This is a genomic window from Cohnella fermenti (assembly GCF_004801405.1).
Classification (GTDB): Bacteria; Bacillota; Bacilli; order Paenibacillales; family Paenibacillaceae; genus Cohnella; species Cohnella fermenti.
This window is the reverse complement of record NZ_SSOB01000069.1, coordinates 1-13,088: the sequence shown is the minus strand read 5'-3', so window position 1 is coordinate 13,088 and position 13,088 is coordinate 1. Positions and strand designations below refer to the sequence as shown.

Below are 13,088 nucleotides of genomic sequence, written 5' to 3'. Positions count from 1 at the left end.
TTATCTCTCCCCGGCATTCTTATTGGCATTGCGCATATAATTGCTTCGGTACTTGCCCGGCGTGACGCCTTCGGCTTTCTTGAAGATTCGTACAAAGTAGGTAGGCTGATAACCGACCCGTTCAGCGATCTCGTTCATCTTCAGATCGCTTCCGATCAGCAGTTCCTTCGCTTTGGCGATCCTGACGTTCGTCAAATAATCGATAAAATTATGACCTGTGAAATATTTGAACACCTTGCTCAAATTGTAGGACATAATGCCGACCTCCTCCGCGCAAGAGTCGAGCGAGATCGGCAGCGGGTAGCTCTCGTGAATGATATGGACCACCTTGTCAACGAGCTGCTCCAGCAGCTTCTCGCGATTGTCGCGCATCATGCCCGTAAACGGGCGGACGATCACGTCCTCGAACCACTGCTGCATAACATCCGCATCAACCAGACCGATCAATTGCTCGTACAAATCGTCGCTGCGATACAACGAGCCGGAGTCGACGCCGGCCTTCAGCAGCGCGTGGAGAATCGATCCCAGCAGTTGCAGCATGCCTTGACGGAACAGCAGCTCCTGGCCGCGGCTCAACTTCAGACTGCTCACGAACCGCCCCAGTTGGCCGACCGCCTCATCTTCCATTCCCATTCGTATAAACTGGATCAGCTCATGCTCGGCTTCGAACGGATAATGCACCGGATTGCCGCTCTGCGGAAGCAGATTGTCCATATCGAGAATTTGTTCCTTCTTGTCGATATCGCGGAAGCTAATCATTTGCCGGGTTTCTTCCAAGGATTGATGAATGTTGACCGCCCGTTGCACCGGCTTGCCGACACCGACGGTTACTCTCATGCCGAGAAAACTTGACAGTTGGCTAATGATAACTTCGGCGAGTTGGAACAGCTCCTTCTTGACGGTCTCCCGCTGCCATTCGGCCGGAACAAAGAGCAGCACGGCAATGGACAAGTCGAAGAAGTTGACGATCTCCGCCGGTGTTCCGGACATGCGCACAACTTCCTCGGCAATATTGGCCGCGGCGAACGAGGCGAGCTGTTCGTCTCCCTTGCCGAACCGGCCCCCTCGATCGGTCATGTCGCTTAGCCGAACGAGTATAACGGCAAACTGGTTCTCCTGCGCATCCCAGCCGTTCTGCCCGATTCTGTCGACAAGCTCCTCTTCGCTCAGATGCGCCAGATGCCCCTGAATCCATTGTCTGAGGAAGCCGTCCCTTGCCTGTCGGCTGCTTCGTTCAAGCTTTAACCGCAGCTCGCGGCTCTCCTGCTTCAGATTCGTCCAGCGGTATTCGATGAACGCGAACTCGTCGCTCTCCTCTTCCCGCTGCGCGGCTCCTCCTTCGCTTTCTCTGACAAGATTAAACATTCGCCCGATCGGTCGATACATTTGGCGCGAAGCCAGCCAGGACAAACCGATCGCCACGAGCAAGCCCAAGGCGCAAGCGGCGAGACTCAGCTTCAGCATAAGCAGAACCGGAGCGGTCAGCGCCGAGATCGGAGTCGCTACGACATATATCCAGCCAGGTCGCTTAAACTCGCCTACGGATACGGAATAGTCCGTCCGATTGTACTTGTAAGCAAAGTCGGCCGGCTCCATGGCGCGATGGATAACTTCGGACCGGATCGATTCATTCAGCGGCGCAGCGTTATCCGGAGGGACGGAACGACCGTCCGTCACAAGCGCTCCATCCTGTCTCATAATAAAAGCCGCACCGCTGCCGTCCGGATTCAACGGATACAGCATGTCGTCAAGCGCGCTCTTGCCAATGAACAGCATAATCGCTCCATACGGGTCCAGTTGCGAATCGCGCAGCAGATGAACAAGCGCCACTCCGGTGCTGCTCCTGTATTTAAGCGGAAGCGAGTCGAACACTTGCCAGGATATTGCAGTGCGTTGATCCATCAGCTTCGCGAAGACGCTTTGCCTGTCCGGCTCTTCGATCGACGCAATGCCCTCCTGCTCGGACACGAGCAGGTGGCGGTCGCGAATATAAATGACAGCGTTCTCAATTAGAGGGTTGGCTTCCTGCAAGATGCGGAGGGAAGCGAACAGCTCTCTCGTCTCGTTATATTTGAGCCGTAAATCCCCCCCTATCCATTCGGGAGCAAAAATCGGATTAAACGACCACTGGTTGCCGAGCATCTCCAAGCGAGAGATATTGTCTTCCAGGCTGCTCGATATTTTATTCAGTTGCAGCCTGTGACTCGTCTTGACCTCCGCTTCGATCCGGGACACTCCGATCCAATAGCTGCACGCGGCAATTATCGCCATGGGAAGACAAGTGACCACAAAGATGAGCAGCATATGCTTGTAATAAACATTCAGCTTGCGGATACGGTTAAACACGCTTCTCATCCCCCGGAATCGTAAAGTGCCCTGCGTTGAACCGACACTGAACCGCATCGATTCAACGCATCGGCGATCTCCGGATAACGATAGGGTTACTTCCCGTTCTTCCGGACGTATGCTTCGTTCAATTCCTGCATGGCTTTCGTCCAATTCGGATCAGCCAGCAGGGACTGGACTTCCTGATCCCAGCTCTCAAGCGGCAGTTGGCCTATAATGACCTTAACCTGCACATCCGTTATTTTTTTCATAAAATCGTTGCGGTATTTCGACCACGTCTCCGAGTACAAGCCTTCGGACGGATTGCCGGTGCTGATCTTGCCGATCTCGTCGACAATCTGTTTGCTCCGATTATAATAGTCCGCTGTAATGCCTGCCGAGAATGCCGAGCTGTAAGGATCGAAGCGGGTAAATATTTGCCCCATGGCCAGATTGGAGACGATGTCCTTCTTCGCCTGCTCCGTCTGGCTGTAGAATTCGCCTTCCTTGGTGTAATGGATGCCCTCGAAGCCGTATACGCCAAGCTCATAGCCTTCCTGCGAAGCTCCGAAGTCCATAAACTCGAGTATTTTTTTCATTTTCTCCTCGGACACGGACTTCGGAATGACAAACACGCCGTTATACCCTCTGCCTTTATGCATGTACGGCACGCCGCTCGGGCCGGTTAACGAAGCCAGAGGAAGCATATCGCCGTTCGGATCGTTCTGACGGATGCCGTCCGTCAGCGTCCACGCCGCGGATATCGCTTCGAAGGCGATCCCGGCTTTGCCTGCCATCACGATATCCCGGGACTGGGAGTTCTTTAACGTGACAAAGTCTCTGTGGATCAATCCTTCCCCGTACGCTTTGCGCAGCCATTCCAGCGCAGCCCGCGTGGACGAATCGACCATCATGTTCGCCAGCTTGCCGTTCCCGTCAAGCTTCCAGCCTTCGGCCGCCCCCTGGAACGCGTACAGAACATGGCTTAACGTCCCCAGGCTAAGCCCGTCCGAAGCGATATCCGCGACGATGCCAACCGTGTCCTGCTTGCCGTTGCCGTCAGGATCGTCATACGTAAAGGCTCTCATCACGTTGTACAGATCGTCCATCGTCTCCGGTACCGGCAAGCCCAGCTTGTCCAGCCAATCCTTGCGCACCTCGACCATTCCGGTCGACAACGCCCGCACCCGCGGAATCGCATAAATCTTGCCATCCTGGTACCGCGTATTGTCCCATGATTCCTGCGGGAAGGCGCTCAAGTTCGCATAATCCTTCAGATAGGGCTCCAACTCCCAGAACGCGCCTTGCTCGGCCATCTTCCGTACACTCGCGGAGAAGTTGTCGCCGATCAGCGTCAGATCCGGGATATCTCCGGAAGCCAGCGTAACATTGACCTTCTCCCCGTAGCTGTTCGGTGAAACCCATGTAATCGTCAGCTTCGTGTTCGTGCGCTTCTCGATCTCCTTAATGACGACGTTATCGGGACCCGGCGGTTCATCGCCGTAGAATGTCGTCATGATGCTGATCGGAGTCGGGGCTTCCGTCGCCGAACCGCCGGCCTCCTCTTTCGGACCGGCATTGCCCTCATTCGAGCAAGCTGCCAGCAGCGACGAGATAAGCAGAACAGCGAATAACGACCCGAACTTTCCTCTTTGTTTGTTTTGCAACCCAATACCTCTCCTCTTCATTATAAATGACTAGCCTTTGACAGAACCAACCATGACTCCCTTGGCAAAATGTCTTTGCAGAAACGGATATACGAGCATAATGGGAACGGTGGCAATGATGACCGCTGCCATCTTGCGAGACTGCGGGCTAACGACCTGCCCGGCTTCCTGCATCGCCCCGCCTCCGGCCGACGTATTGGAATCGATCAGTATTTGGCGCAGCACAACCTGAAGCGGCCATTTGGTAAAATCGTTAATATACAGAATTGCATTAAAAAATACATTCCAGTAGGCGACGGCAAAAAACAGGCCGAACGTCGCCAGCGCGGGCAACGACAATGGCAGAACGATGCGCCACCAAATGTGAAGGTCGTTGCTGCCGTCAATAACCGCCGCTTCCTCCAAACTTTCCGGAATACTGTCGTAGAAGCTTTTCATCAGAAAGATATTCCAACCGCTGCTGACCATCGGCAAGATGAGCGACCAGGTTGAATTGATCAGCCCCAGCTCCCGGACGAGCAAATAATTCGGAATCATACCCGGCTGGAACAATGTCGTAAACAAGATAAGAATCAGCAGCGTCTTGCGTCCCAGCAGCCGCTTTCTCGAGAGCGCATACGCCAGCGCGGCCGTTACCGCCAACCCGAGCGCCGTGCCGAAGACGGCCAAGAAAGCGGAGACACGAATGGCCCGAGGGAACATGGGGGTGGAAAACAAATATTGATAGTGCTCCACAGTGAAATCCCGCGGAAATAACAGGAGACCGCCCTTCAAATATTGCTCCGATGAAGTAAACGACACACATAACACGTAATATAACGGAAACAGCGTAAGTACGGCTATCAGCAGCAGCAGCGCCGTATTAATCAGATCGAACGTGCTTCCGGATAATCGCTTGCCCATAGATGCCACTTCCCTGTCTATTTGTCCGGAGAATCGAGCCGAACCTCCGCTCCCGTACTCGCCGATTCGTATATGGCCGTTAAGATCTCGATCATATCCACTCCATGTTCGGGGCGGATAATCGGCTCTTCTCGCCCCAACACGCACTCGATGAAGTGATGGATGTTGCGCGAATGCGATGAACCGGTGCCGGAACCGAATCGCGGCGCAATGTCGCACAGCGTGTGCTCAATCTCCGTCGCCAATTGCAGGGTATCCCCTCTCAGGGAACAGCCGGCCGATGTCCCGCGCAGCTCCAGGAACTTCATCTCTTCAACGATGTTGGAAGCCCAACTGAATTCGATCTGCAGCGTCGCCCCGTTCGCAAACCGGATAAAGCCGGCAGCCAGATCCTCTACATCGAATGTGCCGTTCTCCACGGCGGAGCCGAACTGGCTGTGAGCCGAATCGGCCAGCGTCGTATGGGCGAACTTCGTATAGGCGGCACCGCTGACGGCAACCGGCTGCGGATCGCCCATCAACCACATGGCCAAGTCGATCATATGCACGCCCAAGTCGATCAGCGGCCCCCCGCCGGACAGCTCGCGTGTCGTAAACCAGCCCCCGCGCCCGGGAATCCCCCGTCTGCGAATCCAACCGGCCCGACCGGTATAAATATCGCCCATCTGCCCGCTCTCAATATAGGACTTCAAAAACTGCGAGGCCGGCATGAAGCGGTTGTTCCTCATCACCATCAGCAGCTTGCCGGAGCGGGCCGCTGCCGCTGCCATTCTGCGCGCTTCCGCCGGGTTTATCGCGTCCGGCTTCTCGCTGAATACGTGAACGCCCCGTTCGAGCGCGGCAATGGAGACGGCCGAATGATAAACATTGGGGGTGCACACCGCAACAATGTCCAGCTTCTCTCGCTCCAGCATGTCCGTGTAATCGGAATACACCCGCGTTACTCCGTATTCCCGCGCGCAGGCCTCGGCCGCTTCCCGGCGGAAGTCGCACATGGCGACGATGTCCACGGACGGATGGCTGCTCCAGCCCGGCCCATGAACGGCCCGGAATATTCCCCCCGTTCCGACAACGCCGACCTTCAGCTTTGACATGTCGGCCTCATCCTCTCGGCTTAATCGGCTCAAGCGCAGGCAGACGCTTGCCATACTTGGGTGCAGGTCTGTTCGGCGGGGCAGCCCAACGGACGGCATTGTTCAATACGCGCTGGACGTTATCGTTATGGTAAGTCGGATAGGTCTCGTGGCCGGGACGGAAATAAAACAGCTTCCCTTGTCCCCTGTTGTAGCAGCAGCCGCTCCGGAACACTTCCCCGCCCTCAAACCAACTGACGAACACAACCTCGTCCGGCTGCGGCACATCGAAAAATTCACCGTACATTTCTTCTTGCTGCAATTCGAAATAATCCTCTATCCCCTCGGCGATCGGGTGGCCGGGAGACACGACCCACAGCCGCTCCTTCTCGCCAACGGCACGGTACCTCAAGCTGCAGGAGGTTCCCATCAGCTTCTTGAAGATTTTGGAATAGTGGCCCGAATGCAGCACAATCAGCCCCATCCCGTTCAATACCCGCTCGTGTACGCGATTCACGATGTCGTCAGCTACCTCGTGGTGGGCCACATGCCCCCACCAGATCAGCACATCGGTCTCGTTCAGCACCGCCTGCCCCAACCCATGCTCCGGCTCGTCCAGCGTTGCCGTCCGGACCTCGCAGCTTCCTTCCAGGCTTCCGGCAATCGTCCGGTGAATCCCCTCCGGATACAGCTCGCGGATGCGGGTATTGGCCTCGTTCGCTTCGTGCCGGTATTCGTTCCATATGGTTACTCTCAGCTTGCCGCTCATTGTGCCCTCCCGGTATTCAAGCTTCTCTTCGACTTCTCCCGCTTCAGCGCTTTAATAAAGGCCGTCCTGGCCTAACCACTTGGCCAACTTGTTGGCGGTGATTACCATAATCATGCCGACAATCGACTTAAACATTCCGACGGAAGCCGTGTAGCTGAACTCGCCGTTCAACACTCCGTTGCGGTAAACGTACGTATCGAATATGTCCGCCACGCTTGATACCGCCACATTGCCCATCAGGAATACTTGCTCGAACCCGACATCCATGATCTCGCCAAGCTTCAGAATAAAGAGCACGACGATAACGTTGCGGATACCCGGCAGCGTAATATGCCAGATGGTCCGCAGTCGGCTCGCCCCATCCATTCTTGCCGCTTCGTACAAGGTGGGATCAATGCCCGACAACGCCGCCAGGAAGATGACCGTTCCCCAACCGGCGTCCTTCCAGATGTTCTGCACAATCAGCATCGGCCAGAACATCTCCGGTGTCGTCAAGAACCCCACCGACTCGAAGCCGAGCCTATTCAGAATCGCATTAACGACCCCGTCCGCTTGACCGAGCATGATAAAGCTGATTCCGGCAATAATGACCCACGACAGAAAGTGGGGAAAGTAGATGACCGTCTGCACGATCCGTTTGAACAGTTGCCGACGAGCCTCGTTCAGCATGATGGCGATGACAATCGGCGCAGGAAAAAACAACAGCAGATTAAGCGAGCTGATCGCCAGCGTATTGCGCAGCAGCAAATAAAAGTCGTCACTGCCAAAAAAACGGATGAAATGGTCCAGCCCTACCCAATCGCTGTTGCGTATCCCCAGATACGGGGAATAATCCTGGAAGGCAATGACCAATCCCCACATCGGCACATATTTAAAAAGAGCAAAAAAGAGCAGCCCCGGCAGCGCCAGCATATACAAAAAACGATCTCTCGCTACCAAGTGAACGTAATGCCCCAACTGTCTTTTTCGATACAAGATCACATGTCCTCTCTGTCTGAAAGTTTGGTTGCGCTCCCAATACCCTAACTGTATCCGACGCCTCCCAGGGGTGTCCATCGAACAGTTTTGCCCGCCCAATCCTTGCTGCAGCGGGCTTTGCGCGGTTGCCAATGCACCAAGGCAAAATTGTCTAATTGTCTTGAATAACGTGTGCGGGCAAAAAAAAGAAGCTCCCGCCTCCAAATAAAGAGGCGGGAACCCTTCGGCCGATACTGTATGTCTTACGCCGGAAGCATCCGGGCGCGAAGCTCCTTGATCTCCGGGTTGTCGAGGTACTCGTCGTAGGTCGTCATGCGATCGATGAGGCCGTTCGGCGTAATCTCGATGATCCGGTTCGCAATCGTCTGCAGGAACTGGTGGTCATGCGACGTGAAGATCATCGTCTCGTCCGTATCGACGAGCGCGTTGTTGAGCGCCGTGATCGATTCGAGGTCCAAGTGGTTGGTCGGCTCGTCGAGCAGCAGCATGTTCGCCGCGGTCAGCATCATCTTCGACAGCATGCAGCGAACCTTCTCGCCCCCGGACAGGACGGACGCCTTCTTCAGCGCTTCGTCGCCGGAGAACAGCATGCGGCCGAGGAAGCCGCGGATAAACGATTCGTCCGGGTCCTTCGAATATTGACGCAGCCAATCGACGATCGACAGGTCGACGCCCTCGAAGTACTCGCTGTTGTCCTTCGGGAAGTAGGCGCTCGTAATCGTCACGCCCCACGTCACGGAGCCGGTCTCCGGCACGATCTCGCCCGCGAGCACCTGGAACAGCGTCGTCTTCGCGATGCCGTTCGGGCCGACAAGCGCGATCTTGTCGCCCTTGTTCACGACGAACGATACGCCGTCAAGCACCTTCTCGCCTTCGATCGTTACCGTGACGTTGTCGACGGTGACGATCTGCTTGCCCGCTTCGCGCTCCGGCTTGAACTGGATAAACGGATACTTGCGGTTGGAAGGCTTGATGTCGTCCAGCGAGATCTTGTCGAGCATCTTGCGGCGGCTCGTCGCCTGCTTCGCCTTGGACTTGTTCGCGGAGAAGCGCTGGATGAACTCCTGCAGCTCCTTCATCTTGTCTTCCTTCTTCTTGTTCTGGTCGCGCATCAGCTTGAGCGCAAGCTGGCTCGACTCGTACCAGAAGTCGTAGTTGCCCACGTACATCTGAATCTTGCCGAAGTCGATGTCCGCGATGTTCGTACATACCTGGTTCAGGAAGTGGCGATCGTGGGATACCACGATAACGGTGCCTTGGTAGCCGGACAGGAAGTTCTCCAGCCATTCGATCGATTCCAGGTCCAAGTGGTTGGTGGGCTCGTCGAGCAGCAGGATGTTCGGGCTGCCGAACAGCGCTTGCGCAAGCAGGACGCGCACCTTCTCGTTGCCGCCCAGCTCGGCCATCTTCTTGTCGTGCAGCTCCGTCGTGATGCCGAGGCCGTTCAGCATCTCGGCCGCGTCGCTCTCGGCTTCCCAGCCGTTCATCTCGGCGAATTCCGCTTCAAGCTCGCCCGCGCGCATGCCGTCCTCGTCGGAGAAGTCCTCCTTGAGGTAGATGGCGTCCTTCTCCTTCATGACCTTGTACAGGCGCTCGTAGCCCATGATGACCGTCTCGAGAACGTTGAACTCGTCATACTCGTAATGGTTCTGCTTCAGCACCGCCAGGCGCTCGCCCGGGGTGATGTGCACTTCGCCGGACGAAGGCTCCACTTCGCCGGACAGAATCTTGAGGAACGTCGACTTGCCCGCTCCGTTCGCGCCGATCAGGCCGTAGCAGTTGCCCGGCGTGAACTTGATGTTGACGTCCTCGAACAACGGACGCTTGCCGTACCTAAGACTGATATTGCTCGTGCTAATCATTGAATTCGATCCATCCTTTACTCTTGATTATCGCTCGCCTGCCGGCTATAAAATCTCATGGACTCGCCATGCTGAAGCACGAACATCCGCTCCCGCGGGATGTCAAGCCGGAGCCGCTCCTGCTCGAGACGGTCCAGCGCCTCCTTCGGGGTATCGTCCGCCAGCTTAAACGCGCCGTAGTGCATCGGCACGAAGTACTTGGCGCGCACATCCAGGAACGCCCTGAGCGCCTCCTCGGGACTCATGTGCTCGTCGGACATGAACCATTCGGGTTCATAAGCGCCGATCGGCAGCAGCGCCACGTCGACGTCGAACTTCCGGCCGATCTCTTCGAAGCCGCGGAAGTAGCCGCTGTCGCCCCCGAAGTAGATCGTCGGGTTATGCGGCGATTCCAGCATCCACCCTCCCCAGTGGGAATGGTTCGTATCCCAAGGGTTGCGCCGGGCCCAATGCTGGGCAGGCACGAAGGTGAACTTCACGCCGTGGAACGATGTCTCTTCCCACCAGTTAAGCTCCTCGATCTGGCGGAAGCCCTTGCGCATCAGCTTCTTGCTGAGTCCCGCCGGAACGAACAGCCGCTTGGCTCCGTTCAGACGGCGAAGCGAAGAGACGTGCAGGTGATCATAGTGCGAGTGCGATACGAGAACGACGTCGATCGGCGGCATGTCCTCGAGTTCGATTCCCGGCGGAGAGAGGCGCTTCTGAAGAGCCATACGCCGGGCCCATACCGGGTCCGTCACGATGTTAAGGCCGGCCATCTGAATAAGAAAAGTCGAGTGTCCGATCCAAGTAACGGACGGCTCGCTTCTATTGTGCTGAAGAAACGGAAGATCGGGATATACGTTGGGAATGCAATCCGAATAATCCTTCGCGGTGCGCCGGATCATTCTCTCCTGTCCCCAGCGGACGATACGATGTCTGCCTGCTCGAACGGCCCCGGCGGAATCGAGGTTGCCGAAGCGATTTTTGCCCATGAAATCCCTCCGAAGTTCTGTTCATTCCTACTATATCAGGAAAGACGGCAATGTACCAATGTATCAAGCGTATTCCGGGACAAGAATTATTGCCAACCGCACTGAGCGGAAAATTTGGAACTCTCGCGCTTTTTGAGTTACTGTATAGAGGATAGGTACTATTCTTACCCAGGAGGGGTCGCCATGAAGCTGTTATCGATCGAACCAACGCCGAGTCCGAATTCCATGAAGCTCAACATAGACGAGAAGCTCCCGATGGCCGAGCGGCACACGTACACGCTGGAACGCCGGGAAGCGGTGCCGCCGCTGTTCCTGAAGCTGCTTGAGATCGACGGGGTCAAAAGCGTGTTCCGGGCCGCCGACTTCATCGCGGTCGACCGGCGTGCGAACAAGGACTGGGCGGTGATTCTCGGCGCGGTGCGGGAGCTGTTCGGCGCCACCGGCGCCGAAGGCGCGGCGGCGACTGCGGTGGAGGCGGCCGGCTTCGGCGAGGCGCACGTGCTCGTCCAGATGTACCGCGGCATCCCGATCCAGATCCGCGTCCGCTATGCCGGGCAGGAAGCGCGGGCGGCGCTGCCGGACAAGTTCACGCAGGCGGTGAGCGAGGCGGCGGGCGCGACGATGATCCGCGAGCGCAAGCTTGAGGAGTTCGGCGTCCGCTACGGCGAGCCGCAGGAGATCTTGGAAGAGGTGAAGCGCGAGCTCGACGCCGCGTACACCGACGAACGCCTGCGCGGGCTGATCGCGCAGGCGCAAGCCGCGGCTGCGGCCGGCGGGGAAGCCGAGCCCGCGCCGCCGGAGCCGCAGGCGCCGCTCACGCAGAGCGAGCTTGCCGAGCGGCTGCGCGCGCCGCAGTGGCAAGACCGCTATGCGGCTCTTGCCCGCATGAAGCCGGACGCCGAGCAGCTCCCGCTGCTGGCGACGGCCGTGCGCGACGCGCACATGTCGGTGCGCCGGCTCGCCGTCGTATACCTCGGCGACCTGCGCATCCCCGAAGCGCTGCCGCCGCTGTTCGGCGCGCTGAAGGATTCGTCGGCGGCCGTGCGGCGCACCGCCGGCGACACCTTGTCCGATATCGGCGACCCCGCCGCGATCGGACCGATGGTGGAGGCGCTGGCGGACGGGAACAAGCTCGTCCGCTGGCGCGCCGCGCGCTTCCTCTACGAGGCCGGCGACGAATCGGCGCTGGAAGCCTTGAAGCGCGTAGCCGCCGCCGAACCGGAATTCGAGGTGAGGCTCCAGGCCGAGATGGCCGTCGCCCGCATCGAGAACGGCGAAGAAGCCGCCGGGTCCGTCTGGCAGCAGATGACCCGCATGCGCGAGCAGGAGCAGGACAAAGACAAAGACAAGGACAAGGAATAACAGAAGGCCGCCCGCCGGGAATGACGAAGATGCCGGGCAAAATTCCGCAGATGTAACGAAACTGTAATGCTGCTTTCACGAACCTTTCATCTTCGCGCGGTATATTATATGCATGACCCCCCTTTTCATTTATATATCCTCTCGGGCTTGCGGCATCGGATGCTGCGAGCCCCCTTTTTTGGCTGCGGAGCGGGTGGAGAAGGCTAATCCTTGCATTGTAATCAAATCGTAATAAGGCTTTCATCGTCCTTTCACATTAAACGGTTATGATACATACATGACCCCCCTTTTCATTTATATAACCCTTGAACGGGCTTGCGGACGAATCCGCAGGCCCCCTTTTTTTGTCCGCTCCTCCTCCGCAATCTCTTCGTCTCGTACCCTCTCCCTCTCGTACTCTCTCCCTCTCGCAATTTCCCTCGCCATGCCGCTCGCTCTCGTACTCTCGCCCTCTCGCAATCCCCTCGCCATGCCGCTCGCTCTCGCTCCCGCACCCCTGTCCGATGCCCTTTTGCGATTTTATATGAATTTTCACATTCATCGGCTTGGATTAGAGGCAATCGCGACGTTTTATATGATTTTTCGCATATATCCGGCAACTTTTGCCGAAAATTTCTCCATTTATGCTATTTTTCACATAAAATCACCCAAACTGCTCATCATCACGCTTCGCCAATGTGATTTTTCACATAAAATTCGGCAGCCAGCTGGTTCAGCGACAGCTCCGGCGGCTATGGCGGGGTCGATGGGCTTTGTCGGGTTCGATGAGCTCTGCGGGGTCGATGGGCTCTGCGGGGTCGATGGGCTCTGCGGGGTCGATGAGCTCTGCGGGGTCGATGGGCTTTGTCGGGTTCGATGAGCTCTGCGGGGTCGATGGGCTTTGGCGGGTTCGATGGGCTCTGCGGGGTCGATGAGCTCTGCGGGTTCTACGGGGCCGTCGACTCCTCCGGCGTCTGTTGCCCCTCCCGGTCCGATGCCTTTGCGATTATATGAATTTTCACATTCGTCGGCTTGAATTGGAGGCAATCGGAGGTTTTTATGCGGTTTTTCAGGCTGTTGAATAACCCCTTATGAAACAGGTTGCAGGTACGAAAATGAGCCGAACAGCAAAGAAGTGGCCCCCACCCAACTCTCGTCTTGCCTGGTTGGCAAGGTATCGAGCTATCTTTTTCAGA

9 protein-coding genes are annotated in these 13,088 nt (G+C 56.9%); 1 reads left to right on the top strand and 8 read right to left on the bottom strand.

Annotated elements, in window-relative coordinates; genetic code table 11:
- From E6C55_RS31650 to E6C55_RS31615, 8 genes are all read right to left on the bottom strand, one after another.
- Entirely contained in the window at positions 1-2,346 is a 2,346-nt protein-coding gene (locus E6C55_RS31650; RefSeq protein ID WP_168735982.1) for a helix-turn-helix domain-containing protein, read from the bottom strand.
- A gap of 95 nt (positions 2,347-2,441) precedes the next feature.
- Positions 2,442-3,992, bottom strand: coding sequence for an extracellular solute-binding protein (locus E6C55_RS31645; protein ID WP_230986951.1), 1,551 nt, complete (start codon positions 3,990-3,992; stop codon positions 2,442-2,444).
- Between the two features lie 30 nt (positions 3,993-4,022).
- Positions 4,023-4,895: a carbohydrate ABC transporter permease gene (locus E6C55_RS31640; RefSeq protein WP_136373843.1), complete on the bottom strand. Its 873-nt coding sequence runs from the start codon at positions 4,893-4,895 to the stop codon at positions 4,023-4,025.
- Positions 4,896-4,912: 17 nt separating this feature from the next.
- Positions 4,913-5,989 carry a Gfo/Idh/MocA family protein gene (locus E6C55_RS31635; RefSeq protein WP_136373842.1) on the bottom strand — a complete coding sequence of 359 codons (1,077 nt, stop codon included), beginning with the start codon at positions 5,987-5,989 and terminating at the stop codon, positions 4,913-4,915.
- Positions 5,990-5,996: 7 nt separating this feature from the next.
- On the bottom strand, positions 5,997-6,737 hold the full coding sequence (locus tag E6C55_RS31630; RefSeq protein ID WP_136373841.1) for a ThuA domain-containing protein: 741 nt from the start codon (positions 6,735-6,737) through the stop codon (positions 5,997-5,999).
- A 51-nt stretch (positions 6,738-6,788) separates the two neighbouring features.
- Complete coding sequence (locus tag E6C55_RS31625; RefSeq protein ID WP_136373840.1) at positions 6,789-7,793, bottom strand: ABC transporter permease; 1,005 nt, start codon at positions 7,791-7,793, stop codon at positions 6,789-6,791.
- A 164-nt stretch (positions 7,794-7,957) separates the two neighbouring features.
- Positions 7,958-9,577, bottom strand: a complete 1,620-nt coding sequence (locus E6C55_RS31620) for an ABC-F family ATP-binding cassette domain-containing protein (protein WP_136373839.1) — start codon at positions 9,575-9,577, stop codon at positions 7,958-7,960.
- 17 nt (positions 9,578-9,594) lie between these two features.
- Positions 9,595-10,551: an MBL fold metallo-hydrolase gene (locus E6C55_RS31615; RefSeq protein ID WP_136373838.1), complete on the bottom strand. Its 957-nt coding sequence runs from the start codon at positions 10,549-10,551 to the stop codon at positions 9,595-9,597.
- A gap of 183 nt (positions 10,552-10,734) precedes the next feature.
- Between E6C55_RS31615 and E6C55_RS31610 the strand changes: the two genes are divergently transcribed.
- On the top strand, positions 10,735-11,913 hold the full coding sequence (locus E6C55_RS31610) for a conserved virulence factor C family protein (RefSeq protein ID WP_136373868.1): 1,179 nt from the start codon (positions 10,735-10,737) through the stop codon (positions 11,911-11,913).
- Positions 11,914-13,088: the final 1,175 nt, after the last annotated feature.